The organism is Vibrio harveyi NBRC 15634 = ATCC 14126 = KCTC 12724, assembly GCF_001591145.1.
In the GTDB taxonomy this organism is placed as follows: domain Bacteria; phylum Pseudomonadota; class Gammaproteobacteria; order Enterobacterales; family Vibrionaceae; genus Vibrio; species Vibrio harveyi.
In genome coordinates, this window is record NZ_BCUF01000013.1 from 1 (window position 1) to 26324 (window position 26324).

Here is a 26324-nt window from a genome sequence, read left to right on the forward strand (position 1 = left end):
TAGAGCTAGGAACGAATCTAATGAAAAGAATTCATATTGTTGCGGCAATCATCTTTAACCAAGATAAATCGCAAATCTTCATCACTAAACGTCCAGATGACAAACACAAAGGAGGATTCTGGGAGTTCCCTGGTGGCAAAGTAGAGCAAGGTGAAAGTGTTGAGCAAGCGATGATTCGTGAGCTGGAAGAAGAGATTGGTATCACAGTGACAGAGCAATCCCTATTTGAACACTTGGAATATGACTATCCAGAAAAGTCTTTGAAGTTTGATTTCATGACAGTATCTCAGTTCGATAACCAACCTTATGGTCGCGAAGGTCAAGAAGGACGTTGGGTTGATGTTGCTGCATTACTTGATTACACCTTCCCAGAGGCAAACGTACCGATTCTAGAGCGAGTGATTAAAGAGTTTTCTTAACTCGCTGCGAACTATCTTGTGGTTAACACGGGATATTGTTAGTTTAAAAAGATTCGGCGAAACGAAAGAGGACGAGGCAAGCCTCGTTTATCCAGAGAAGGAGAGAAAGCGCAATGGTTCGTATTGCAATTGCAGGAGCTGCTGGCCGCATGGGTCGCAACCTAGTTAAAGCATCACATTTAAACTCAGAAGCATCCGTGACTGCGGGATCTGAACGTCCAGAGTCTTCGCTAGTTGGCGTAGATGTTGGTGAGTTGTGCGGTGAAGGTAAGTTTGATGTCTTTCTGACGGATGATTTAGCAAAAGAGGTCGACAACTTCGATGTTGTTATCGACTTTACGGCTCCAGTGAGCACGCTAGCGAATCTAGAGCTTTGCAAACAACATGGCAAGAGTATCGTCATTGGCACGACTGGCTTTAGCGAAGAAGAGCGTGAATTGATCGATGCTGCTGCGAAGCAAGTGCCAGTTGTGATGGCTCCTAACTATTCAGTCGGTGTGAACCTTGTCTTTAAGCTTCTCGAGAAAGCGGCCAAAGTGATGGGGGATTACTGTGATATTGAGATTGTTGAAGCGCATCACCGCCACAAAGTTGATGCTCCGTCTGGTACCGCGATTGGTATGGGGGAAGCGATCGCAGGAGCGATGGGCAATAAGCTAAGCGATGTTGCCGTTTACGCTCGTGAAGGTATTACGGGTGAGCGAACAAAAGATGAAATTGGTTTTGCTACGATCCGTGCTGGGGATATTGTAGGTGAACATACGGCTATGTTTGCTGACATTGGTGAACGCGTTGAGATTACTCATAAAGCGACCGACCGAATGACCTTTGCTAATGGGGCGGTAAAAGCCGCAGTTTGGTTGCATGCTAAGCCAGCAGGTTTTTATACCATGACTGATGTTCTCGGGCTTAATGAACTGTAAATACATAATTATTCGCCGGCGTAAGCCGGCTTTTTTGTTTTTGGAGAAAATTATGTAAACAAAATGGTTCCATAAGGTCGCAAGATTTCTCATAGTTTTATTATTGTTTTGTGTGCTTGGTGTGTAAAAATAGCTGTAAGCTCTAAAAGTTGTAGTTGAATTTGCGGGATGAACGTTTGCGCAAAAATCTCACAAAATTTTGTGATCTTCAATAAGTTCAAATTTGTAAAATTCACAAAAAAGTCATGGTAAGTGATCTGTAGATAGCTAAAACTTACTTTTTTAGGGCTTTTTCTGTTGAAACGTCATTACTCGCTAGAAAGTACCAATTTATTTTTCAATGTGTGTTGACAGTTTCAAAGTCCGTCTTTAGAATACCGCCAATTTGTCAAAAATACCTGTTTATGTAAATTATCAAGGTAAAGGAAGGCAAATTTGCAGCTTAATTTATTTTTTATGCATTTTTATTCTGGAGGTTGTCTTGGGTAAATTAGCACTGTTAGTCCTAGAAGATGGGACAGTGTTCCGCGGTGTTTCCATTGGAGCAGATGGTATTTCCGTTGGTGAAGTTGTTTTTAATACCTCGATGACGGGGTACCAAGAAATTCTCACTGATCCTTCCTATTCTCAACAAATCGTTACTCTTACTTATCCTCACATTGGCAATACCGGAACCAATTCCGAAGACGAAGAATCTTCTTCAATCCACGCACAAGGCCTTGTGATTCGCGATCTCCCTCTTATCGCTTCTAACTTCCGTAATGAACAATCCCTTTCTGATTACCTTAAGTCGCAAAACATCGTCGGCATTGCAGACATCGACACGCGTAAGCTAACTCGTATCCTGCGTGAAAAAGGTGCTCAAAACGGTTGTATCGTAGCTGGCTCTTCTATAAACGGAGAGAATCTAGACGAAGCTTTGGCACTAGCGAAAGCAAAAGAATTCCCTGGTTTGAAAGGAATGGATCTTGCGAAAGAGGTTACAACAAAAGAAGCGTATCAATGGAAACAAGGTTCGTGGACGCTTGAGGGTGGACTTCCAGAAGCGAAAGACGACAGCGAATTGCCATATCACGTTGTTGCCTACGACTTCGGCGCAAAACGTAACATCCTGCGCATGTTGGTTGACCGAGGCTGCCGCCTAACGGTTGTTCCTGCTGAAACTTCAGCAGAAGAAGTTCTGGCTCTAAACCCAGATGGCGTTTTTCTATCAAACGGCCCTGGTGACCCAGAACCATGTACTTACGCGATTGAAGCGACAAAAGTATTCCTAGAAAAAGGCCTGCCAATCTTTGGTATCTGTCTAGGCCACCAAATCCTTGCGCTAGCATCGGGTGCACAAACAGTGAAAATGAAGTTTGGTCACCACGGCGCAAACCACCCAGTAAAAGATTTGGAGCGTAATGTTGTGATGATTACGTCGCAGAACCACGGTTTTGCCGCAGACGAAGCAACACTACCTGAAAATCTACGTGCTACTCACGTATCGCTATTTGATGGCTCTCTACAAGGTATTCACCGTACAGACAAGCCAGCATTTAGCTTCCAAGGTCACCCTGAAGCGAGCCCAGGTCCACACGACGCGGCACCGCTATTTGACCACTTTATCGAACTAATCAAAAAACACAGCGCTTAATTCGGAGTAGTAGATAATGCCAAAACGTACTGACATTCAAAGTATTCTTATTCTTGGTGCTGGTCCGATTGTTATCGGTCAGGCATGTGAGTTTGACTACTCTGGCGCACAAGCGTGTAAAGCACTGCGTGAAGAGGGTTACCGAGTTATCCTAGTGAACTCTAACCCTGCAACCATCATGACTGACCCAGACATGGCGGATGCAACTTACATCGAGCCAATCCAATGGGAAGTGGTTCGTAACATCATCGCGAAAGAAAAACCGGATGCAGTACTACCTACAATGGGTGGTCAAACTGCATTGAACTGTGCTCTAGACCTAGAGAAATACGGCGTTCTAGAAGAGTTCGGTGTTGAGATGATTGGCGCAACGGCTGATGCAATCGACAAAGCGGAAGACCGCTCTCGTTTCGATAAAGCGATGAAGTCTATCGGCCTTGAGTGTCCACGTGCGGATACTGCTAAAACGATGGAAGAAGCTTACGCTGTACTCGATATGGTTGGCTTCCCTTGTATCATCCGTCCATCATTTACTATGGGGGGTACTGGTGGCGGTATCGCATACAACAAAGAAGAGTTCGAAGAAATCTGTCGTCGCGGTCTAGACCTGTCGCCAACTAACGAACTTCTAATCGATGAGTCTCTTATTGGTTGGAAAGAGTACGAGATGGAAGTGGTTCGCGACAAAGCGGACAACTGTATCATCGTATGTGCGATTGAAAACTTCGATCCAATGGGCATCCACACGGGTGACTCAATCACGGTTGCACCAGCGCAAACACTAACAGACAAAGAATACCAGCTAATGCGTAACGCATCTCTAGCGGTACTGCGTGAGATCGGTGTTGAAACTGGTGGTTCTAACGTACAGTTTGGTATCAACCCGAAAGATGGCCGCATGGTTATCATCGAGATGAACCCACGTGTATCTCGCTCTTCTGCTCTAGCTTCAAAAGCAACAGGTTTCCCAATCGCTAAGATTGCAGCGAAACTGGCTGTTGGCTTTACACTAGACGAGCTAATGAACGACATTACTGGTGGCGCTACACCAGCATCATTCGAACCAACCATCGACTACGTAGTAACTAAGATTCCTCGCTTTAACTTCGAGAAATTTGCAGGTGCTAATGACCGTCTAACGACGCAAATGAAGTCAGTTGGTGAGGTAATGGCAATTGGTCGTAACCAACAAGAGTCACTACAAAAAGCACTTCGCGGTTTAGAAGTTGGCGCGACTGGTTTTGACGAGATGGTTGACCTAGATGCACCAGACGCACTGACGAAAATTCGTCATGAGCTGAAAGAAGCAGGCGCAGAGCGTATTTGGTACATCGCGGATGCATTCCGTGCGGGTATGTCAGTCGATGGCGTATTCAACCTAACGCAAATCGACCGCTGGTTCCTAGTTCAAATCGAAGACATTGTGAAGCTTGAGCAAGAGCTAAAAGCAAAAGGTTTCGCTGGTCTAAACAAAGAAGAACTTAACAAGCTGAAGCGTAAAGGTTTTGCTGATGCGCGCCTATCTAAGATTCTAGGTGTTGCGGAAAGCGAAATCCGTCGTCTACGTGACCAGTACGATATTCACCCAGTGTACAAGCGTGTTGATACGTGTGCGGCTGAGTTCTCATCTGATACAGCTTACATGTACTCATCTTACGATGACGAGTGTGAAGCTAACCCAACAGACAAAGACAAGATCATGATTCTAGGCGGTGGTCCAAACCGTATCGGTCAAGGTATTGAATTTGACTACTGTTGTGTACACGCATCGCTAGCACTACGTGAAGATGGCTACGAAACTATCATGGTTAACTGTAACCCTGAGACTGTTTCAACAGACTACGATACATCTGACCGTTTGTACTTCGAACCAGTAACACTGGAAGACGTCTTAGCAATCGCACGTGTTGAGAAACCAAAAGGCGTTATCGTTCAGTACGGTGGTCAAACACCACTTAAACTGGCTCGTGCACTTGAAGCAGCTGGCGTGCCAATCATCGGTACTAGCCCTGATGCAATCGACCGTGCAGAAGACCGTGAGCGTTTCCAAGTTGCTGTCGACCGTCTAGGTCTTCTACAGCCAGAGAACGCGACAGTAACGACGATGGAGCAAGCAGTAGAGAAATCTCGTGAAATCGGTTACCCACTGGTTGTACGTCCTTCTTACGTGCTTGGTGGTCGTGCGATGGAAATCGTATACGACGAGCAAGATCTACGTCGCTACTTCAACGAAGCAGTAAGCGTATCAAACGAATCTCCAGTACTACTAGATAGCTTCCTAGACGACGCAGTTGAAGTCGATATCGATGCTATCTGTGACGGTGAGCGTGTGGTTATCGGCGGTATCATGGAGCACATCGAGCAAGCGGGTGTTCACTCAGGTGACTCAGCATGTTCTCTTCCTGCATACACGCTAAGCCAAGAAATCCAAGACGTAATGCGTGAGCAAGTTGAAAAGCTAGCGTTTGAATTGGGTGTTCGTGGTCTGATGAACACGCAGTTCGCGGTTAAGAACAACCAAGTATACCTAATCGAGGTTAACCCTCGTGCAGCGCGTACGGTACCGTTCGTATCTAAAGCAACTGGTGCGCCAATCGCTAAGATTGCTGCGCGTGTAATGGCGGGTCAATCGCTAGAGTCTCAAGGCTTTACGAAAGAAATCATCCCACCGTACTACTCTGTAAAAGAAGTTGTACTGCCATTCAACAAGTTCCCAGGTGTTGATCCACTGTTGGGTCCTGAAATGCGCTCTACTGGTGAAGTTATGGGTGTTGGTGCGACGTTTGCAGAAGCTTACGCGAAAGCAGAATTGGGTTGTGGCAACATTTACCCAGAAGGTGGTCGTGCACTTCTTTCTGTTCGTGCAGGTGACAAAGAGCGCGTTGTGGACCTAGCGTCTAAGTTGACAAAACTTGGTTACCAGTTGGATGCAACACACGGTACAGCTGTCATTCTTGGTGAAGCGGGCATTAACCCACGTCTAGTAAACAAAGTACACGAAGGTCGCCCTCACATTCTTGACCGTATTAAGAACAACGAGTACACCTACATCGTAAACACGGCTGCTGGTCGTCAAGCGATTGAAGACTCTAAAGTTCTGCGTCGCGGTGCACTAGCTGAGAAAGTGAACTACACGACAACGCTAAACGCTGCATTCGCGACTTGTATGGCACACACGGCAGATGCGAAGAGCACAGTAACTTCGGTTCAAGAGCTACACGCAAAAGTGAAAGCTAGCCTAGAAGCGTAATAGATAAAAATCAGTAAGCCGAAAAATAGGGCTTATATGACAACCTCATTGCCCGCTCATTTGAGCGGGCTTTTTTGTCTTTAAGGTTGCTTAAAATGGAGAGAATTGAAGTGCGCTAAGAAAGCCTGATAGAGCGGACTTTTGTACAGCATCAAACTAATGGCTGAAAGTAACGTCCCTAAAGATGAAGAAATAGCACTGCCATTTGCAATAACAAAATTAGAGCTACAAGTAACCAGAATAAATGCAATAGTGATCAAATTTACCTTAGCTGCAATACTCAAGCCTTTGCTAATCGTTAGAATGTTTGGAACACATATTACTATTGCAGTTATTGTACCGAAGAGAATTAAGTAAATATCAACCCCAATTCTTCGCTTGATAGAAAACCATTCATTCCAGATGTTTAGGCTTATTGCTAGACCTGCAGTCAAGCATAGATATAAAGCAATAGGGAGAAACCATTTAGTCATGCGACCCTCTTTAATTCTTAAGTTGAAACTTGATATGTATCCGATTTCGAGAGTAATTTATAAGGAGTCGCGCTCCATACATTAAACTCTATTTTTTATTTTGTATGATCTTTTCTCCAATAAAAAATTGTAAGTTGATTCGTCTTTGCTAAATATATAGTTATTAGACTTAGCAAATACATCAGCTAAGATAATTGCAGGGTATAATGATAAAAAAGTAGTTATGGAGAGTGCTAAAAAAATCTCACTTGATTTTTTGAATTGGCCCTTAGTCAAAAAGTTGTTTGATATAATTGAGATAACTAGTATTCTCAAGCATTCAAAAAGAATGAAACTCGCTCCAAACATATATACATATACTTGATCAAAGGTTGCTATTTCACTTTTGGTGACTATATTGTCATAGAAGTCGACGATACCTTTAAATGAGTATACAAATAGAGAGATTGATGATGTGAGTAAGAGTATCAAGTAGAATAATGCTTGCGTTCTATCGTAGTTACCATGCTTCATCATAATACCCATTTACTCATGTGTTAATATTCCATTTCTAGTATCACAACCTATTCTTATCGAATGTAGAGGATGATTACTCCAAATAATATTGGTTTTCTAATTCTTATCACTTTATATAAACGTAGTTCTTATCATACAGCCAGGATTGACTTAATTTTTCTGAGTATTTATATCCATTTTCTAGTGCTACTTTTTCTAAATAGTAGCTAACAGGGTATGGTGATATTATAGATGTGAAGAATATTATAAAAAATATTTTTAATGTCACTTCATTTGTTTCTTTGGAGAATTTTTTATCTCTAATTAATGCAACTAAAGAGTAGCAGGAGAAAAATATAAATAATATTGACCCAGAAGTTAAGGCTATGGATGAACGTGAAAAGTTCACACTTCTCTCTTCAGTCTCTATGTTTCTGATGAAATTAAATATTTCATTAAATGACATGTGTATCATTGAAACTCCTAACGTGGAGAAAATTATAGCGGATAGAAATATATATGTTTTGTTTTCTAACCTTTTTTTGTTGTTATTCATTTTAAAGACATCTCCTCATCCAGTTTTGATTTTTATAAATTATTTAATTTAAATTTCCAATGTCCTCATTAAGGTTTGAGCTTTGTCATATTTTGAATGGTTTCTTAACTTAGAGATTAAAATTCATATAAGAATATATTTTTCTAGATAATTTATCTTGAGAAGTTACTATGATACATAGCGTTTTATTTTTATGGATTAATAATTATTTTGCATCAATTAATTGATGGGGATAAGGCATATTTGTTATTTAATGGGCGGAGTTAAAAGTCTTTGTGTAATAATCTATTTTGTTATTTATTGTTTTTTAAGTTAAATGATGAAAATGTGGAATAGGTTAGTGTCTTGAGTTTCCTTTTGTGCGTTTGCTTGGCAGTGCTATCGTTGCTCCATCTTGGTTACAAATATTTACAAGGACGCACAAGTGGAAGTTACGTTCGAAATCTTAATTGCATTGTTTTTTGTCGCATCTGCTGCGGGATTTATTGATGCGATGGCTGGTGGCGGTGGTCTCTTGACGCTCCCTGCTTTGTTGGCCGCAGGGTTAAGTCCTACTCAGGCATTGGCGACCAACAAACTCCAAAGCTCGTTTGGAAGCTTTTCTGCCAGTTGGTACTTTGTGCGTAATGGTATTGTTAGCCTGAAAGAGATGCGCTTAGCGATTCTATGTACCTTTATTGGTTCTGCCATTGGTGCAGAGGCTGTGCAGTTTATCGATGCCGGTGTGCTCACTAGTCTTATCCCAGTCTTGCTGATCGCGATTTCTCTCTACTTTTTGCTTTCTTCAACCTCGAAAGCGGCTGAAGGTGAACCCAAGCTTTCTGAAGCGATGTTTGCTTTGTGTGTTGGTGGGGGTGTAGGCTTCTACGATGGTTTCTTTGGACCAGGCACTGGCTCTATCTTTGCTCTTTGTTTTGTCGCACTAGGTCACTTTTCATTGGTTGATGCGACTGCCCGCACTAAGATTCTTAACTTCACCTCAAACATTGCGGCGCTATTGTTCTTTATTCTTGCTGGTTTACCTGTGTGGGAAATCGGCCTTACCATGGCCGTAGGTGGCTTTATTGGTGCTCAGCTTGGTGCCAAAGTTGTCGTCACCAAAGGTCAAAAATGGATTCGACCTTTAGTCATTACCATGTCTATGTTGATGGCGACAAAACTTCTTTGGCAACAACATCACCAATGGTTTCTATCACTGTTTTAACTCTTGGCGACTGGTACACGTTCTGCCTAACGCAGATATGAATTGGTCGAATCAAAGAGGTCAGTGGCTCAAACATAAAGCAGTTATCGCCAGGAATCTTCAACGCTCTGACGATTGATAGCGGGATTAATGCAGGAGCTGCTCCTCCCAGTGCGAGTTGGGCTGCCGCTGTGTAGGCATCCATTTCCATCAATGGCTTAATACCGATTTTCTCTAATGCTGGCAGTTGGTAGCTATTGGATGGATTGGTTAAATCATTTGTGATTACTTTTTTCGGGAGCGTATACAGTGGTTGATCACTAACGAGGAAAAAAGGCTCATCACATAAGTGGAAAGCCATCAAACCATGATGCGGTGGCAATAGCCCTGCACAAAGCCCAACGGTCGCTTTACCGGATTGAACTCGCTCAACGATTCTAGGGCTGTGGTTAGTGGTTATGGTTAAGTACTGGTCTTGTTTGAGGTAATCACCAATCGTTTTCCCGAGATAACCTGCAATGAGAGACTTTGAGCTATCGAGGGTGATTAAAGACGTATCTTCTAGTTCTTGCTGTTCATAGATAAGACCACGTAACTCATTAAAAGAGGGACCAATATTTTCGATCAAAGCCATGCCATCAGGTGTGAGTTTTATGGTTCTACCCGATGGTTCGACAAGTTTCTTTCCCAGTTTTTTCTCTAGATTCGCGATACGTTTACTCACCGCAGATTGGCTGATATACAGCAAACTCCCTGTGCGGCTCATGGTTTTCGCTTTGCTTAAAACTAATAGTGTTTCGATGCCTTCCAGTAACATGTCTATCCATGAATGTTGGGAATAATAGCCTTAATATAACTAAGCTCAGAATCAGAAGCGACTGACGTTTACCAAAAAAAAGAGCCGTCGGTTATGACGGCTCTTTTCAATCAATAAGTTGAACATTATCGATTTATGGCGAAGGTTGGCAGTGATAAGTGCCAGCGAATCGCCCCAAGGCGAATAATCAATGTTGAAACGACGCCTGCAAGTAGGGCGAAAGAGTGGTCATGACCCATGCTCAATGCGGTCGTGTGAAAAATACCACCGATGATGCATGCTGTTGCATATACTTCGCTTCTCAAAACCATCGGCACTTCACGTGCTAGCACATCGCGAATGATGCCGCCGCCACAGCCAGTAATGACGCCCATGATAACTGCCACCATGCCGGATGCATTGTAAGCTAGGGCTTTTTCAACACCGATACCAACAAATACTGCCAAACCAATTGCGTCACATACAGGGAGGACCCACCAAGGTAGACGTTTAGGGCGACGAACTAAAATCATGGTTAATAAACAGGTAATGAAAATTACCCATAGATAGGTCGTGTCAGTAATCCAGAATACAGGAGTAGCGCCAAGCGCCATATCACGAATAGTGCCACCGCCAATAGCAGTCACACTACCGAGCACGATTACACCGAAAGGATCCATCTTTAATCGGCCTGCGAGTAAAACTCCAGAAACCGCAAAGACAGCAGTACCGAATAAATCGATCATATAAAGCAGCATGGAGTCCATGTTACTTGGTACCTTATAAACAAATTGTGGGGGAACAGAAATGGGACGGAAATTGTACGGGATTTCCAACGAAAACGTTAGCGTTTTTGCCGAACGCTTTCAAAGTGTTCACACACCTCTGTGATCGCGTTTAAGGTTCTTGGGGTCGGGCGGTTGATCCAATCGGAATTAAGTGACCAAACATGACCATTTTTTAATGCAGGGATGTCGCTCTTCCATTCTGCCCACATTCCATCATTACTCATGGCATGGCGAGAGGTAAACAGTACTTCAGGCTGGCGAGTAATCACTTGCTCGATGCTGACTTGTGGGTAAGGGGCACTGCCTTTGGCAAAGATATTTTCACCACCACAGAAGGTGAAGACTTCACTTGGCCAGTTCTTGCCCGCAACGGTGATGATCGGTTTTTCACTCAACTGATAGAAGTAGCTAACTTTATCTTCGGTATTGTACTTTTCTTTTAACGCTTCTAACTGTGCACGAAAATCTTCAGCGGCTTTTTGTCCTACTTCCGGCTTCTCACTGTATCGGCTGAGTTGTTCAATATTCTTGGCAATATCCTCTAACGTTCCTGTTGTTGAGTAGTAAATCGGAATGCCAAACTGCTTGAGTTTATCAAGTTCTTTGGCTGGATTACCTGCAGGCCAAGCGATAACTAAATCGGGTTGAAGGGCGATGATGCGTTCGAGTTTAATGCCTTGATAGTTTGATACTTTTTCTAGGTCTTTGGCTTGCTCGGGGTAGTCACTCATCTCACTGACCGCAATCAGCTTGTCTCCAAGACCAGCTGCATAGGCGATTTCTGTTGCATGTGGCGCTAAGCTGATGACTCGTTGAACAGGTTCATTGGCAAAAGAAACAGCAGAGAAGATAAGAGGAAGGGCAAAGCAAAGTTTTTTCATCATAGTCCTTGATAAATGAATCCGAGAATTAGGCTTTGGATAACTATCCAAGCAAAGATACGCCAAACTATCAGTGTTTGGATTTGCGCTAGATGAATGGCTGATGGTGCAATACGCCCCCCAAGTTTTGCACGTTCGGCTCGCAGTCCTTGATACAAAGCTGGACCACCAAGTGACAATTGAAGCTTGTTACCAATCGAGCACAACAACCATGCCGGTCCAGGAAGCGGCCAAGATTTCGCTTGTTGAAGCATAGCAGTTGAAACGCTTGATACGTTTTTACCCGCACCAATAAACATCGCGAATAAGCGTAATGGAATGATTTCTAGGACCGCCGTTAATTGAATAACTGGTTTGCCAAATGGTGAATATTGACGTCGACTAGGAGACCATGCTCGAGCTAACTCAGCAGTAAGACGATACATCAACGCGCCAATTCCACCAGTTACTCCATACCAAAACAGCACACACACTACGTTACGTCCGTAACCCATGATGATGGTTTCTGCTCCAGCTTTACCAATGCCTAGTAGCGATAAGCTCTCTGTATCGCGGTTCAGGTAAGGCTTGAGTAGTGCTCGGCATTGTACTTTATTCTCATTCGACATTGCGGTGACGAGTTGTTTAGCAAGTGATTCATTGTTTCGCCAGTCAAGAGCAATCAGCAGTAATGCCAGCTCAAATAGCGGCGCTTGCCAAACTAAAGGCTTCATCGCGAGCAGTAATATCAAGCAAGGCACAAGCATAAGAAGAAGAGCGAGTCCGCCAGAGATGATACTTTGCGAGTAGTTGTGGTTGTTATTGACCTTGTTAGCCAGTTGCTCGGCGAATTTATGCCAAAGCGTCACTGGATGCGCAGCGTGCGGTATGGGGAGCAGGAGATGGAATAATAATGCGCCCCACATGACGAGGAGCGCACCATTGGCATAAAACTGCTGAAAGGTTTCTTCCATGAAATTCGACAGACTTACTTAGTCAGTTCCAACATTTTGAATACCATTTCTGAAGAGCTTTTCGCCGCTAGCGGTAAGAACTCTTCGAAGCTCATTGGTGATTCTTTGTCTGCTACGTCAGAGATAGCGCGCACAACAACAAACGGCGTGTTGAATTGGTGACAAGTTTGAGCGATAGCAGATGCTTCCATTTCTACAGCGATAACTGAAGGGAAGTGTTTACGGATAAACTCTTGGCGTTCTGCCGTGCAAACAAACGCATCACCAGTACAGATCAGACCGCGAACTGCGTGAGTGTTTTCCATTTGAGCCAGTGCTTTTTCAGCAAGGTCCATTAGCTTCTCATCTGCTTTGAATGCCGCTGGTTGACCTGCCATTTGCCCCATTTCGTAGCCAAACGCGGTTACGTCTGCATCGTGGTGACGAACTTCTGTTGAGATAACAACGTCGCCTAGGTTTAGGCTTGAGTCGAAACCGCCCGCAGAGCCAGTGTTGATAACCACATCTGGTTGGTATTCGTCTAGCAGAATGGTTGTACCAACTGCTGCTGCTACTTTACCGATGCCAGATTGAAGCAGTACCACATCAACGTCGTTAATCTGACCAGAGAAAAACGTGCAACCTGCTTTGTTCACTGTTTGGCAGTTTGTCATTGCTTCTTTCAGGATGGTGACTTCTTGTTCCATCGCACCGATGATACCAACTTTCATAACACTCTCTTTCGATAAAAATTTAAGTTGGCGAGAGTATACCACTCTGCACCAATATGTGGTCGTTATTTGATTAACTCAGCATTCACCAGCAGTGAACGTAATTGTTCAGCACGCTTACGGTTCACGCCAAAGTCTGAATAGCCAACACGAGATTCTGAGCGAACAATTAGCTGATCGCCTTCTACCTTAAGTTCTAAATCGTCCACAAAGCGCATGATTTTAGATGTGCACTCTACGCGTATGTAGTTGCCTTCTTTCACCGCTGTTTTCGCACCTGGCAGTTCAAGCGCAATTTGCTCAATAGCATCGATGTTCGCTGAATCAGTCAGGGTGAATGGCGTTAGGTTGTATTCTGCACGCGTATCTTGAGTGGAGACGCAGTTTGGTTTGTCACCACAAGGTGATTGAGAACGATCCGTCATGGTTGTGACTCCTTGGCTACAAGCGGTTAAGCCGAGCAAAGTGATGGAAAGGAGAGCGGCTTTTTTCATTGTATTTACTCTTATAATTTTGCTTCTAATTATATGGATACAAAAGAAAAAGGATCCAATAATAGGATCCTTTTTGTGATGTTAGCTGTGATTAAACTTCGAGGTAATCGAGAATGCCTTCTGCTGCTTTTCGTCCTTCATCAATTGCAGTGACGACTAGATCAGAGCCTCGCACCGCATCGCCACCCGCGAAGATCTTTTCATTGCTGGTCTGGAATTGGAACTCTTGTTTCGCAGGGGCTTTGATACGACCCCATTGATCCAAATCGACATCAAACGGAGCTAACCAGTCCATTTTGTGTGGCTGGAAACCAAACGCCATGATCACGACGTCTGCCGGTAGAACGTGTTCGCTGCCTTCGACGGGCTCTGGACGGCGACGACCCGCTTCATCAGGCTCACCAAGAGCGGTTTTCACCACTTTGACACCCGAGACCTTACCTGACGCATCGACTTCAATTCCTAAAGGCTGAAGGTTGAACATAAACTTCACTCCTTCTTCTTTGGCGTTTTTCACCTCGCGGCGAGAGCCGGGCATATTGGCTTCATCACGACGGTAAGCACATACCACGTTTGACGCGCCTTGGCGAATAGAGGTACGAACACAGTCCATCGCGGTATCACCACCGCCGAGTACAACTACGCGCTGCTTTGCCATGTCGATAAAAGGTTGGTCGTGCTCCAAGCCCATGACCTTGTAAGTATTTGAAATCAAGAATGGCAGAGCGTCGTAAACACCCGGCGCACCTTCATTTTCTAGTCCCGCACGCATGTACTTGTAAGTACCAACCCCCAAAAAGACGGCATCGTACTCATCAAGCAGCTCTTGCATCTGCACATCTTTACCTACTTCGACATTCATCTGGAACTCTACGCCCATCTCGGTGAAGACGCGGCGGCGGTTTTCCATCACGCCTTTTTCAAGTTTGAACGAAGGGATACCGAAGGTCAGTAGGCCGCCAATTTCAGGGTAGCGGTCAAACACCACAGGTTTCACGCCATTGCGCACTAAGATATCAGCAGCAGCCAAGCCTGCTGGACCTGCACCAATGATGGCAACCTTTTTATCGGTCCACTCCACCTTAGACATGTCAGGCTTCCAGCCCATTTCGAAGGCTTTGTCGGTAATGTATTTTTCAACGTTACCTATAGTGACGGCGCCAAAGTCCTCATTGAGAGTACAAGAGCCCTCACATAGACGATCTTGTGGACACACTCGACCACAAACTTCAGGCAAGCTGTTAGTTTGGTGCGATAGCTCTACGGCTTCGAGGATACGCCCTTCATTGGCAAGCTTTAGCCATTGTGGGATGTAGTTGTGTACTGGGCACTTCCATTCACAATATGGGTTACCACAATCCAAGCAGCGATCCGCCTGCGCAGTCGCTTGTTGCTTGGTAAACGGTTCATAGATTTCAACGAATTCGATCTTACGAACTTTGATAGGCTTCTTCGCAGGATCTACGCGTTGAACATCGATAAATTGATAAACGTTCTGACTCATGATTCAAACATCCTCCATGATTACTGGGCTTGAACGCGCAGTTCTGCGGCACTGCGACTCTGGTGACCAAGTAGCGTGCGCAAGTCCGCCGCTTGTGGTTTCACCAAGTAGAACTTTGGAATCCATTCATCAAAGTTCGCCAAGATATCTTCTGCGTGGCTAGAGCCGGTTTCTTCGAGATGTTCGGCAATCAGACCACGCAAGTGCTCTTGGTGGATGTAGAGATCTGACAGAGATATCGCTTCAACCGATTCGTTGTTCACGCGACCTTGGAAGTCTTGGTTCTCATCCAATACGTATGCAAACCCGCCGGTCATGCCTGCGCCGAAGTTCACGCCAGTCGCGCCTAGAATGGCAACAATACCACCGGTCATGTACTCACAAGCGTTATCACCTGCGCCTTCAATGACGGCAATCGTACCTGAGTTACGTACGCCGAAACGCTCACCTGCTTTACCTGCCGCAAACAGTTTACCGCCGGTCGCACCGTACAGACAGGTGTTACCAATGATGGTTGCTTCATTACACTTAAATGCAGTGCCAAGGTGAGGTTTGATAACCACCTTACCGCCAGCCATGCCTTTACCTACGTAGTCGTTGGCATCACCAGTGAGGTAAAGCTCTACGCCACCTGCGTTCCAAACGCCAAATGACTGACCAGCGGTGCCATCCAAATGCAGTTTGATTGGCGTTGCCGCCATGCCTTGGTTGCCGTAACGCTGAGCGATTTCACCCGATAGGCGAGCACCCACTGAACGGTCGGTGTTGATCACGTTATAGAAGAAGCTAGCAGATTGACGTTTCTCAACCGCTTGCAGCGCGTCTTCAATGATCTTGTTGTTTAGCTCTGCTTTATCAAATGGTGTATTTGGCTGTGTCCAGTAAAGAGGGTGTCCTTCTGGAGAGACTGGTGCCTCAAGGATATTCGATAAATCCAGCTTGGTTTGTTTTGCTGTCAGACCTTCAACGGTCTCCAATAAATCGGTACGACCGATCAAGTCAGTTAGTTTTTCAACACCAAGTTCAGAGAGTAATCCGCGTACTTCGTCCGCCAGACCAATGAAGTAGTTCATCACCATTTCCGGAAGACCTTTGAAGTACTCTTTACGCAGCGTCTCGTCTTGAGTTGCAACGCCAGTAGCACAGTTGTTGAGGTGACAAATACGTAGGAACTTACAACCCATTGCCACCATTGGCGCAGTACCAAAACCGAAGCTTTCGGCACCGAGAATTGCCGCTTTCACCACGTCCAGACCGGTTTTTAGACCACCATCTACCTGTAGACGAATCTTATGACGTAGACCATTAGCAACCAGTGCTTGTTGTGTCTCTGCCAGTCCTAATTCCCAAGGGCTACCTGCGTATTTCACTGAGGTTAGTGGGCTTGCTGCAGTACCACCGTCGTAGCCCGAGATGGTAATGAGATCAGCGTAAGCTTTCGCGACACCTGTTGCGATGGTGCCGACACCTGGCTCAGAAACTAACTTCACCGAAACCAATGCGTTTGGATTGACTTGTTTTAGGTCGAAGATCAGCTGGGCTAAGTCTTCAATCGAATAAATATCGTGGTGTGGAGGAGGGGAGATCAGAGTCACCCCCTGTACCGAATAACGCAGTTTTGCGATTTCTGCGGTGACTTTGTGTCCCGGTAACTGACCACCTTCACCCGGCTTCGCACCCTGTGCGACCTTGATCTGCAGTACGTCCGCATTGGTTAGATAGTGAGGCGTAACCCCAAATCGCCCGGAAGCAATCTGCTTGATGCGTGAGTTACGCTCTGTACCGAAGCGACGTGGATCTTCACCACCTTCACCTGAGTTAGAGTAGCCTCCGAGACGGTTCATCGCTGTTGCAAGTGCTTCGTGTGCTTCTGGGCTAAGTGCACCAATGGACATTGCCGCCGAGTCAAAACGTTTGAAGAGTTCTGTGCTTGGCTCGATTTGCTCAAGTGGTAATGGGGAATCTGATTTTTTCAGCGCCATTAAGTCACGTAGCATGGCAACAGGACGTTGGTTCACCTGTTTAGCAAAGCTCTGATAATCGTTGCTTTCGCCTGATTTCACCGCAGTTTGCAGTGTGCCAACCACGTCTGGATTGTAGGCGTGATATTCACCACCGTGGACATATTTCAATAAACCACCATGCTCGATGGCTTTACGTTTCGCCCAAGCTTTGCGAGAAAGGTTGTACAAGTCTTGTTGGAAGTCGTCGAAATTTGCGCCTTCAATACGAGTTGTTACACCTTTAAAGCACAAATCGACCACTTCTTGGCTCAAGCCAACTGCTTCAAACAGTTGCGAGCAACGGTAAGAGGCGATGGTAGAAATACCCATTTTCGACATGATCTTGTACAGACCTTTATTAATGCCGTATTGGTAGTTTTGCATCACATCGCGATAGTCTTTTTCTAGCGCTTTATCATCAATGAGTTTACCTAGCGCTTCATAAGCAAGGTATGGGTAAACGGCAGTGGCACCAAATCCAAGCAAGACGGCAAATTGGTGTGGGTCACGTGCCGTGGCTGTTTCAACAACAATGTTGGCATCACAACGTAAGTTCGCATCGATCAGGCGAGTTTGAACGGCACCGACCGCCATTGCCGCAGGAATTGGCAGTTTGCCTTTGACTAAAGCACGATCCGAAAGCACCACTAGCACAGTGCCTTCACGCACCACGTGTTCTGCTTGCTCACACAGATCATTAATGGCTTGTTTAAGATCTTTCTGTTGTGGATCGTAGTTGATATCGAGAATGGTATTACGATAGTAATTGTCTCCAAGTTCGAGTAATTGCTGCATGTCTGAGTAAAGTAACACTGGTGAATCGAAGGTTACTCGGTGCGCGTGTCCATCAGTTTCACAGAAGACATTCATCTCTTGACCGATGCTGGTTGCTAGTGACATCACGTGTTTTTCACGCAGTGGATCGATCGGCGGGTTGGTTACCTGCGCGAACTTCTGACGGAAATAGTCAGTCACCAAGCGCTCTTTAGAGGATAAGACGGCCATCGGGGTGTCATCACCCATAGAGCCGACCGCTTCTTGTCCCATGTCACCGAGAACGCGCAACACCTGATCGACTTCTTCGTTGCTCATGGCGAATTGCTTTTGGTAAGTCTTAAGCAAGTCTTCATCAAAGCTGCGCTCGCCAACTTGCTCTTCTGGTAATTGAGCAAAAGGCGTGAGTTTGCGAACGTTGTTTTCCATCCATTCGCGATAAGGGTGGCGAGATTTCAGATCGTTATCGATCTCACTTGATTGCCATAGTTTGCCTTTGCGAGTATCGACAACCAGCAGTTCGCCAGGACCAACACGCCCTTTTTCGGCAACCTCATCCGGAGCGTAATCCCAAATACCGATCTCTGATGCTAGAGTGATCAGCCTGTCTTTAGTTATCACATAACGTGCAGGACGCAGACCATTACGATCTAAGTTACATGCGGCGTATCGACCATCGGACAGAACAATACCTGCCGGGCCATCCCATGGTTCCATGTGTTTGGAGTTGAAGTCGTAAAATGCTCGCAGATCTGGGTCCATATCTGGGTGGTTTTGCCATGCTGGTGGCACAAGCATGCGCATGGCACGGAAGATATCCATACCGCCTGCTAAAAAGAGATCCAACATATTATCCAAGCTGGAAGAGTCAGAGCCTGTCTCGTTCACAAATGGTGCGGCAGTTTGAAGATCTGGCAACAGTGGCGATGAAAACTTGTAAGCACGAGCTCGCGCCCATTGGCGGTTACCTTCAATGGTATTGATCTCACCATTATGAGCGAGGTAACGGAACGGTTGAGCCAGAGGCCAACGAGGTTGAGTATTGGTTGAAAAACGCTGGTGGAACAGGCAGATAGCAGATTCCATGCGTAGATCAGCAAGATCAAGATAGAAGCGCGGTAAGTCCGCAGGCATGCACAAACCTTTGTACACCAGAACTTGCGTTGACAAGCTACAGATGTAGAAGTCAGGATCTTCTGTAATTTGTTTCTCGATGCGACGGCGTGCGATATAGAGGCGACGTTCGATGTCACGCTCGCGCCAACCTGCTGGTGCAGAGATAAAGACTTGTTGAATGTCTGGAAGTGAATCAGCAGCGATCGGACCGAGTACTTCTGAATTAGTTGGAACTTCACGCCAGCCTGCTACGGTTAAGGTCTCTTGAGCCAGTTCTTTGTTTACGATGTCTTTGGTGAGTTGAGCTTTCACCGGATCTTGGTTAAAGAAAATCATCCCCACGGCGTATTGCTTGCCAAGGTTGAATCCATTTTCTTCGGCGATAAGGCGTAAATAGGAATCGGGCTTTTGTAGAAGAAGACCACAACCATCACCGGTTTTTCCATCGGCGGCGATGCCACCACGGTGGGTCATGCGATCAAGTGCAGAAATTGCTGTACGTACCAGCTTGTGACTTTGCTCGCCTTCCATGTGCGCGATTAAGCCAAATCCACAGTTGTCTTTCTCAAGACTTGGATCATAAAGAGCCATTGCAATTCTCCCTTTGCTTATCTGTCATCCCGACAGATATATCAACACTGCTCAAGTTGATAATGATGACTAACTATGCGTCACTTTCTAAGTTTTATGTATATCTATTCAATAAAATTCGTCAAATATCTTAACAAAAATTGTGTGTTTTATTTTCACCAACTTCACAAGCTATAGCTTATTGTAAAAAAGGTCAAGTTATTAGTGAATAATCACGTGAATATGCGATTTACCATTTAATTGGCTGAAATAATCTAATAAATTCAGTTAGATAGAAAAACGATTGTTACAAAAAAGTAACATTTGATTCTGGCAGGAATAAAAAAGACCAGCACAAAATGCTGGTCAAAATAAAAAGGTTGGAAGGAACTGTTTTCTTTCTTTGCTACCAGCCATCGATACTACTGATGGCTGGGTTTAATGCTCAGAAAGAGGAAGTGAGAACACTCCCTTTACGCAGAAAGCATCAGTGAATCTGCTTTTGCTTCTAGGTTTGTGCCACCCATTAAATAGTCATCGATAGCACGGGCACATTCACGACCTTCGTTGATACAACGAACAACCAGAGATTGTCCTGTTCGCATATCACCAGCTGCAAATACGCCTTCTTGGTTTGTAGCAAAACCTTGGGTTGCTACATTACCGCGATCATCGAGTGCAATATCCAATTGAGCAAGTACACCTGTTGGTTCTGGGTGCAGGAAGCCCATCGCTAGGAATGCCATATCACATGGGATCACTCGCTCACTGCCTTCTACTTCTTTGAAGCTCGGACGTTCGCCTGATTTCGCATCTTGCCAAACGATGTCAGCTAAACGAAGACCTGTAACTTCACCCTTGTCATTGCCAATGAACTCTTTGGTCAGGATGTTCCAGTGACGATCAACACCTTCTTCATGAGAGGTCGAAGTGCGTAGAATCATTGGGTACTGTGGCCATGGCATGTTAGCAGGGCGCTTCTCTGGTGGAATCGGCATGATTTCAACCTGAGTGATGCTTGCTGCGCCATGACGGTTAGATGTACCCACACAGTCAGAGCCGGTATCACCACCACCGATCACCACAACATGCTTACCCGCAGCGTGAAGTTCTTCACCCTTAAGATCCATATCATTGGCACGACGGTTGTTTTGACCTAGGAACTCCATTGCAAAATGGACGCCTTTTAGTTCACGACCCGGAACGGGCAAATCACGTGGAACAGTTGAGCCACCAGTCAGCAGAACCACATCGAATTCTTGACGTAGTTGCTGAGCATTCACATTGACACCAACGTGTTGATTTACTTTGAATTCGATACCCGCTTCTGCCATCAAGTTGATTTTGCGGTCAATCACATCCATACCCAGTTTGAAGTCTGGGATACCAAAACGCAGTAGACCACCCACTTTCTCGTCTCGCTCGAATACAGTCACAGTATGACCAGCGCTATTTAGCTGCTCGGCAGCCGCAAGACCTGCAGGGCCTGAACCGATGATCGCAACAGTTTTGCCTGTGCGAGAGCGTGGTATTTTTGGTTTGGCGTACCCTTCTCGATATGCCGTTTCTACGATGGTTTTCTCGATATTACAGATAGTGATCGGGTCTTGGTTGATGCCAAGTACACAAGCACTTTCACATGGTGCTGGGCAAACACGACCAGTAAACTCAGGGAAGTTATTAGTCGAGCTTAGAATGTTCCATGCTTCTTCCCAGCTATCACGATAAACTGCGTCATTAAACTCTGGGATGATGTTACCGATAGGGCAGCCGTTATGACAAAACGGCACACCACAATCCATACAACGAGAAGCCTGAGTATTGATCTTGTCACCAAACTCCTCGTTCAGAACAAACTCTTTGTTGTTCTTGATGCGTTCAGTTGGGTCGATCTTCTGTGGTAGTTCACGACCATGCTCTAAAAATCCAGTAGGCTTACCCATTATACGGCCTCCGCTTGAGTTTCGTTTCCTTGAGACTGTGCTTCAGCTTTACGCTTTTGAAGAACCGCTTTGTAATCACGCGGCATCACTTTAACCATAGAGGCTAGGCTAGCTTCAAAATTGTCTAGGAAAGACTGAGCGACTTCACTTCCTGTGAATTGAACATGCTTAGTTAGCATGTCGAGTAATAGATCTCTGTCTTCTTGCTCGATCGGATCTAGGTCTACTAGCTCTGGGTTCAGTTTTGGCTCAAAGTCACCTGATTTATCCCATACGTAAGCCACACCGCCGCTCATACCTGCAGCAAAGTTACGACCTGTTGAGCCAAGGATAATTGCAGCACCACCAGTCATGTATTCACAACCGTGATCACCAACGCCTTCTACTACTACTTTTGCGCCTGAGTTACGAACACAGAAACGTTCGCCAGCCATACCGCGAATGAAAGACTCACCCGAAGTTGCACCGTAGAAACACACGTTACCAACCACGATGTTGTCTTCCGCGACAATGCTTGATTTTGCATCTGGGTAAAGTACTAAGGTACCGCCAGATAAGCCTTTACCCCAGTAGTCGTTCGCATCGCCTTCTACTTCGAACTTCACGCCCTTAGCTAGGAATGCACCGAATGATTGACCCGCGGAACCTTTGAACTTCACGTTCATTGGCTGAGGTAGACCGGCATCTTTATACACTTTCGAGATTTCGTTCGACAACATGGTACCTGCAGAGCGGTCCGTGTTGACGATAGGGAACTCGGCATTCACCGCTTCGCCTTTCTCGAGTGCAGGAATCGCTGCTTGAATCAGCTTACGGTCTAGTACTTCTTCTAGGTTGTGGTTCTGCTGAGCTTGGTTGAATACACCATCAGCTTCACGTGGTTGCTCAACGTGAAGAACAGGAGACAGATCTAGGTTCTTATATTTCCAGTGAGAAACGTCTTGGCGAATCTTCAGTTTCTGACCTTGACCGACCATCTCATCGATAGTGCGGAAGCCAAGTTCAGCCATGATTTCACGCAGACCTTGTGCCATGTACTGGAAGAAGGTTACGACGTCTTCTACGCGACCATCAAAGCGCTCGCGAAGTGTCTTGTTTTGAGTCGCGATACCAACAGGACAGGTGTTCTTATGACACTTACGCATCATGATACAACCTTCAACCACCAATGCTGCGGTTGCCACGCCCCATTCTTCTGCACCGAGTAGTGTTGCCACTGCAAGGTCGCGAGGTGTCTTCATCTGACCATCCGCTTGAACCACGATACGGTTACGTAGACCGTTCTTCAGTAGTGTTTGGTGCGTTTCTGCCAAGCCAAGTTCCCAAGGAAGACCTGTATGACGGATTGAAGACATTGGGGATGCACCTGTACCACCGTCGAAACCTGCGATAAGTACAACGTCCGCTTTCGCTTTCGCTACACCAGAAGCGATCGTACCTACGCCAGCTTCTGATACTAGTTTCACGTTTACACGACCTGCGCGGTTCGCATTCTTCAAGTCGTAGATCAGCTGAGCCAAATCTTCGATTGAGTAGATATCGTGGTGTGGCGGTGGTGAGATAAGACCGACGCCCGGAGTTGAGTGACGTGTTGCACCGATCCAGTCGTCTACTTTATCACCTGGTAGCTGACCACCTTCACCTGGTTTCGCACCTTGAGCCATCTTGATTTGCAGCTCATCAGCGTTGGTTAGGTAGTAAGAGGTAACGCCGAAACGACCTGAAGCCACCTGCTTGATCGCAGAGCGTTCCCAATCGCCGTTGTCTTTGCGCTCGAAACGCATTGGGTCTTCACCACCTTCACCAGAGTTCGATTTCGCGCCAAGGCGGTTCATAGCAACAGCCAGTGTGGAGTGTGCTTCGTAAGAAATAGAACCGAATGACATAGCACCGGTCGCGAAGCGTTTCACGATGCTTTCAATTGGCTCGACGTCGTCGATAGAGATAGAACCTGCTGGGTTCTTAATGAATTCTAGCTGGCTGCGCAGGGTTACCGCGTTGTCGCCTTGCTTATCTACGGCTGTCGCATATTGCTTGAACTGATCGTAGTTCTTGTTGCGCGTAGACTCTTGCAGTAGAGAAATGGTTTCTGGGTTGAAGAGGTGCTTCTCGCCACGCTGTTTCCATTGGTAAACACCGCCTACATCCAGCATTTGAATTGGGATTTCGCGTTGTGGGTAACCGATGCGGTGACGGATAAGTACTTCTTTGGCGATATCATCAAGGGTTAGACCTTGGATACGAGAAACCGTACCTGTGAAGTACTTGTCGACCACTGATTTGTGGATACCCAAGGCTTCGAAGATTTGCGCACCGTGGTATGACTGTAGCGTAGAGATACCCATCTTCGAGAAGATCTTCAGAAGACCGCCATTGATCGCTTTACGGTAGTTGTTGAACAGATCGCGAGGGTTCGCTTCTGGATCCAACTTCTTCGTACGTTGAAGTTCAATGATGGTTTCAATCACTAGGTAAGGGTTAACCGCATTCGCACCGTAACCAAGTAGTGTTGCAAAGTGGTGCGTTTCACGCGCATCACCGGTTTCAACCACGATGTCACACTTCGCACGTAGACCCTTGCGGATCAAGTGGTGGTGCACTGCGCCAACTGCTAGCATTGCTGGGATCGCCGCGTGGTTTGAATTTACTGCACGGTCAGTTAATAGGATGATTGAGTAACCATCGATAACCGCGTCTTCTGCGTATTGGCAGATACGTTTGAGTGCGCGCTCAAGTTTGCCTTGATCTTCATTGGCTTGGAACACGATATCCAGTGTCTTCGCTTGTAGGTGCTCGTTATCGATCGCACGCAATTTCTCAAGCTCAGAGTTCGCCAGAACAGGCGATTCCAATTCTACTTTCTGACAGTGAAGTGGTGTTTCAGTCAGAAGGTTTTGGTCTTTACCCAAGTAAGTGTTCAGTGACATAACCATACGCTCACGGATCGGGTCGATCGGTGGGTTGGTTACCTGTGCGAACAGTTGCTTGAAGTAGTTTGAAAGATGTTGAGACTGATGAGATAGAACCGCAAGAGGCCAGTCTGCACCCATGGCTGATAATGGCTCTTTCGCATCATTCGCCATTGGAACGATGATTTCGTTCACTTCTTCAGTGCTCACACCGAAAGCTTGTTGACGGTGCAACAAACGCTCAGGAGAAGGTTGGCTGAACTGGTTGCTTGCATCTGGCAGCTTCTTCAAGCTCAGTAGGTTTTCTTCTACCCACCTCTCGTAAGGCTGCGCCGTTGCAATGGTGTCTTTCACTTCTTCATCAGAGATGATGCGACCTTGCTCTAGGTCTGCAACGAAGATACGACCTGGTTGTAGACGACCGCGGAACTCTACGTTCTCTGGTTCAATATCCACAACACCAGATTCTGATGCCATCACTAGGAAGTTGTCTTTGGTCACTGTGTAGCGAGAAGGGCGCAAACCGTTACGGTCGAGTGTCGCACCAACTTGAACACCGTCAGTAAAACATACTGAAGCTGGACCATCCCATGGTTCCATGATGTTCGCGTGGTACTGATAGAACGCGCGACGTTTAGGATCCATGTTTTTGTTTTCTTGCCATGCTTCCGGGATCATCATCATCAATGCGTGTGGCAGGCTACGACCAGAAAGAACTAGGAGCTCAAGTGCCATATCGAAGTTAGATGAATCCGAGCTGCCTTCCTGACAGATTGGAAGAAGCATGTCGATTTCAGCCTGAGTAAATAGGTCTGATTCTAAGATTGCTTCACGGGCTTTCATCCAGTTCAAGTTACCGCGAACTGTATTAATTTCACCGTTGTGGGCAATGTAACGGAAAGGCTGTGCAAGACGCCATTTCGGGAAGGTATTGGTAGAGAAACGAGAGTGTACCAGTGCCAGTGCAGTCACCATGGTTGGGTTTTGCAGATCAAGGAAATACTGAGGTACTTGCTCGGTTGTTAACTGACCTTTGTACACCAATGTCTTGTAAGACATTGAGTTAATGTAGAAGTCGTCACCAATGTTCGAAACGCTTTCTAGGCAAACTCGCACTGTGTAGTTACGAAGTACGTACAGTTTGCGTTCTAGCTCTTCAGGTGTGATGCCTGGACCACCAGAGATAAACACATGCTCAAACTGAGGCTCTGTGCTTAGCGGGTCGGCACCGATCATTGAGTTGTCGGTTGGCAAAACGCGGTAGCCGATAACTTCAAGGTCTAGACGCTGTGCGTTGCGTTCTAGAATATCTCGGCATTGTTCGCGTTTGTATTCGTCTTTCGGGAAAAGAACGACACCAACACCATACTTTTCAAATGAAGGCAGTTTAATGCCTAGCTTAACGGCTTCTTCTAATAGGAATTCATGAGGTTTTTGTAGCAAGATACCCGCACCATCACCGCTGCATGGGTCACAACCTTGACCACCACGGTGTTCCATGCGAGCCAGCATATCCAATGCTTGAGTCACTACTTCATGAGATTTACGGTTTTTAAGGTGAGCAACAAAACCGATACCACAAGCGTCATGCTCCAGTTCCGGAGTGTACAGACCCTGTGAATTTTGCTCTCTATCTACCATAGATACATCCTTCCAGTTCAATGTCGACGCAAGAACCCCGGACAGATCTCGACTGTCTTAGGTACGCTCTGTACGTCTTGTCCTTTATATTTATGATTCGCCACTGATCGAGGTTGACCAGTCTTGATTCCTTTCCGTATCTCGCAGGAAAAATTTTGCGAGAAAAACAATCCTTGGTGATATCCCTTTATTTATTGCCACAATTTAGTGACTTATATAGGTGGGAGCGGGATAACGCCGACAATTCCCGCAGTTGATGTTGTAATAAAAGTCACAAAAACGACGGGGTTGTGTAAGTATCCTACAA

At 45.8% G+C, this 26324-nt stretch carries 17 protein-coding genes; 5 read left to right on the forward strand and 12 right to left on the reverse strand.

Annotated features, from left to right (window positions below; translation table 11 throughout):
- Positions 1 to 20 precede the first annotated feature (20 nt).
- The 4 genes from mutT to carB all read left to right on the forward strand — a co-directional run bounded on the left by mutT (position 21) and on the right by carB (position 6228).
- Positions 21 to 419 (forward strand): 8-oxo-dGTP diphosphatase MutT, encoded by a 399-nt coding sequence (mutT, locus tag VHA02S_RS08850; RefSeq protein ID WP_009697612.1) that lies wholly within the window; start codon positions 21 to 23, stop codon positions 417 to 419.
- Between the two features lie 113 nt (positions 420 to 532).
- Entirely contained in the window at positions 533 to 1342 is an 810-nt protein-coding gene (gene dapB, locus VHA02S_RS08855; RefSeq protein ID WP_009702641.1) for a 4-hydroxy-tetrahydrodipicolinate reductase, read from the forward strand.
- 481 nt (positions 1343 to 1823) lie between these two features.
- Positions 1824 to 2978: a glutamine-hydrolyzing carbamoyl-phosphate synthase small subunit gene (gene carA, locus VHA02S_RS08860; RefSeq protein ID WP_005447811.1), complete on the forward strand. Its 1155-nt coding sequence runs from the start codon at positions 1824 to 1826 to the stop codon at positions 2976 to 2978.
- A gap of 16 nt (positions 2979 to 2994) precedes the next feature.
- Positions 2995 to 6228 carry a carbamoyl-phosphate synthase large subunit gene (gene carB, locus VHA02S_RS08865; RefSeq protein WP_005447814.1) on the forward strand — a complete coding sequence of 1078 codons (3234 nt, stop codon included), beginning with the start codon at positions 2995 to 2997 and terminating at the stop codon, positions 6226 to 6228.
- Between the two features lie 80 nt (positions 6229 to 6308).
- Here the strand turns inward: carB and VHA02S_RS25785 are convergent, their stop codons facing one another.
- Positions 6309 to 6701 carry a hypothetical protein gene (locus VHA02S_RS25785; RefSeq protein ID WP_169786522.1) on the reverse strand — a complete coding sequence of 131 codons (393 nt, stop codon included), beginning with the start codon at positions 6699 to 6701 and terminating at the stop codon, positions 6309 to 6311.
- Between the two features lie 622 nt (positions 6702 to 7323).
- Positions 7324 to 7752, reverse strand: coding sequence for a DUF1240 domain-containing protein (locus tag VHA02S_RS08880; RefSeq protein WP_038899019.1), 429 nt, complete (start codon positions 7750 to 7752; stop codon positions 7324 to 7326).
- Positions 7753 to 8176: 424 nt separating this feature from the next.
- Here VHA02S_RS08880 and VHA02S_RS08885 point away from each other — a divergent pair, with 424 nt between their 5' ends.
- On the forward strand, positions 8177 to 8956 hold the full coding sequence (locus VHA02S_RS08885; RefSeq protein ID WP_009697613.1) for a TSUP family transporter: 780 nt from the start codon (positions 8177 to 8179) through the stop codon (positions 8954 to 8956).
- On the opposite strand, the gene VHA02S_RS08890 is transcribed toward VHA02S_RS08885, so the two are convergent.
- The 10 genes from VHA02S_RS08890 to gltB (VHA02S_RS08935) all read right to left on the reverse strand — a co-directional run bounded on the left by VHA02S_RS08890 (position 8892) and on the right by gltB (VHA02S_RS08935) (position 26017).
- A complete protein-coding gene (locus VHA02S_RS08890) occupies positions 8892 to 9752 on the reverse strand; it encodes a LysR family transcriptional regulator (RefSeq protein WP_017190088.1) in 861 nt (286 codons plus the stop codon). The two genes, VHA02S_RS08885 and VHA02S_RS08890, sit on opposite strands and share 65 nt — an antisense overlap.
- Before the next feature lie 125 nt (positions 9753 to 9877).
- The gene (locus tag VHA02S_RS08895; RefSeq protein ID WP_017190089.1) at positions 9878 to 10498 is read right to left on the reverse strand and encodes a TRIC cation channel family protein; all 621 of its coding nucleotides are present in this window, start codon (positions 10496 to 10498) and stop codon (positions 9878 to 9880) included.
- A gap of 77 nt (positions 10499 to 10575) precedes the next feature.
- The gene (gene btuF / locus VHA02S_RS08900; RefSeq protein ID WP_038899018.1) at positions 10576 to 11400 is read right to left on the reverse strand and encodes a vitamin B12 ABC transporter substrate-binding protein BtuF; all 825 of its coding nucleotides are present in this window, start codon (positions 11398 to 11400) and stop codon (positions 10576 to 10578) included.
- Positions 11400 to 12353, reverse strand: coding sequence for a cobalamin biosynthesis family protein (locus VHA02S_RS08905; RefSeq protein ID WP_009697615.1), 954 nt, complete (start codon positions 12351 to 12353; stop codon positions 11400 to 11402). The genes btuF and VHA02S_RS08905 overlap by 1 nt, the downstream gene beginning before the upstream one ends.
- Before the next feature lie 14 nt (positions 12354 to 12367).
- The gene (mtnN, locus tag VHA02S_RS08910) at positions 12368 to 13063 is read right to left on the reverse strand and encodes a 5'-methylthioadenosine/S-adenosylhomocysteine nucleosidase (protein ID WP_005447825.1); all 696 of its coding nucleotides are present in this window, start codon (positions 13061 to 13063) and stop codon (positions 12368 to 12370) included.
- 65 nt (positions 13064 to 13128) lie between these two features.
- Positions 13129 to 13557: a DUF1499 domain-containing protein gene (locus VHA02S_RS08915; RefSeq protein WP_038899017.1), complete on the reverse strand. Its 429-nt coding sequence runs from the start codon at positions 13555 to 13557 to the stop codon at positions 13129 to 13131.
- A 91-nt stretch (positions 13558 to 13648) separates the two neighbouring features.
- Positions 13649 to 15061 carry a glutamate synthase small subunit GltD family protein gene (locus tag VHA02S_RS08920; RefSeq protein WP_009697616.1) on the reverse strand — a complete coding sequence of 471 codons (1413 nt, stop codon included), beginning with the start codon at positions 15059 to 15061 and terminating at the stop codon, positions 13649 to 13651.
- A 20-nt stretch (positions 15062 to 15081) separates the two neighbouring features.
- The gene (gene gltB, locus VHA02S_RS08925) at positions 15082 to 19545 is read right to left on the reverse strand and encodes a glutamate synthase large subunit (RefSeq protein ID WP_038899016.1); all 4464 of its coding nucleotides are present in this window, start codon (positions 19543 to 19545) and stop codon (positions 15082 to 15084) included.
- Between the two features lie 452 nt (positions 19546 to 19997).
- Positions 19998 to 21467: a glutamate synthase subunit beta gene (locus VHA02S_RS08930; RefSeq protein ID WP_038899015.1), complete on the reverse strand. Its 1470-nt coding sequence runs from the start codon at positions 21465 to 21467 to the stop codon at positions 19998 to 20000.
- Complete coding sequence (gltB, locus tag VHA02S_RS08935; RefSeq protein ID WP_038899014.1) at positions 21467 to 26017, reverse strand: glutamate synthase large subunit; 4551 nt, start codon at positions 26015 to 26017, stop codon at positions 21467 to 21469. Before gltB (VHA02S_RS08935) ends, VHA02S_RS08930 begins: the two co-directional genes overlap by 1 nt.
- Positions 26018 to 26324 lie beyond the last annotated feature (307 nt).